The sequence below is a fragment of the Thermococcus sp. MV11 genome (assembly GCF_012027285.1).
GTDB lineage: Archaea > Methanobacteriota_B > Thermococci > Thermococcales > Thermococcaceae > Thermococcus > Thermococcus cleftensis.
The window spans coordinates 1-476 of sequence record NZ_SNUD01000007.1; the positions used below are offsets into that span (position 1 = coordinate 1).

Annotated in this window: 1 protein-coding gene; it reads right to left on the minus strand. The window is 36.6% G+C overall.

Features of this window, described 5'->3' with window-relative positions; translation table 11 throughout:
• The coding region (locus tag E3E27_RS10575; protein WP_167774562.1) for a hypothetical protein at positions 1-476 on the minus strand (476 nt) is incomplete at both ends.

Sequence of the window (476 nt, forward strand, 5' to 3'; positions counted from 1 at the left end):
TTGATTCGTATCGTCTTTTATCATACTTTGAAACTGGTTCAAGAATAGGTTTGATTCTCACTTGCTTTAGCAATGGTGCTGATCTTGGTTTGTAATTTATTGGCATAGCTGTAATGCTAATCACTTTGTAAATTTGGCGTTCCATAGCCTTGATATCACTACCTTTCATTATCCTCTCATGCCTAAGTCCTTTGTGATCGATCCAAATTAGCCTGTAATATCTGTTATCCTGTATTGTTGCCAACTTGTGGAGACCTCTTGAATAATAATCGGCTTTCGCTTGCCACCTCTTGCCTTCAAGTTTTGCTAACTCTTTATTTGTCTTGTAATTTGGCTTAACTTTTTCAGCGTCCTTTTTTCTAAGTCCTAAACTTTCAGCTAAGCCTAATTTAGTTCCAATACCAACTTGCTTTCTTCCAAGCTTTGGTAGTTCCTCTGGAACAACATTTTTTGGAAGTTCATAACCTTGTTCTTTT